The following is a 369-nucleotide window of genomic DNA, read 5'->3' on the forward strand; positions in this document are numbered from 1 at the left end:
AAGATGCTCGCGTCCACTGTGCAATTCTCAACCAACGACCAACCCACAACCCACACGAACTCCCACCAGCAAAGCCCTCAGGCCATCGGTATAGGGGTCCAGGTCATGCCTGGCATTGAAGACCAACACATCCGGCTCAGCCGGCATGGTTGTTCTTTCAGATACCCAACAGGGTGCTTATCGCCTCCACCAGCCGCACTTCAAGGATTTCCACGCTGCGAGCAGCTGTACTAACCATGAAGCCGTTGCCGGCTTGAGCTAACCAGTGTCTCCGCCTTTGAGCACCCCGACCTGACATTCGCAGGTCGCGGGCCACTGTCCGCTTTCGCGGATAGTTGCTCCTTAGAAAGGAGGTGATCCAGCCGCACC

At 57.5% G+C, this 369-nt stretch carries 1 protein-coding gene; it reads right to left on the reverse strand.

Annotated elements, in window-relative coordinates; genetic code table 11:
• Positions 1-157: 157 nt before the first annotated feature.
• The coding region (locus LPA41_RS41400) for a hypothetical protein (protein ID WP_229076986.1) at positions 158-369 on the reverse strand (212 nt) is incomplete at its 5' end.

The sequence above is a fragment of the Actinoplanes sp. DH11 genome (assembly GCF_020873875.1).
In the GTDB taxonomy this organism is placed as follows: Bacteria; Actinomycetota; Actinomycetes; order Mycobacteriales; family Micromonosporaceae; genus Actinoplanes.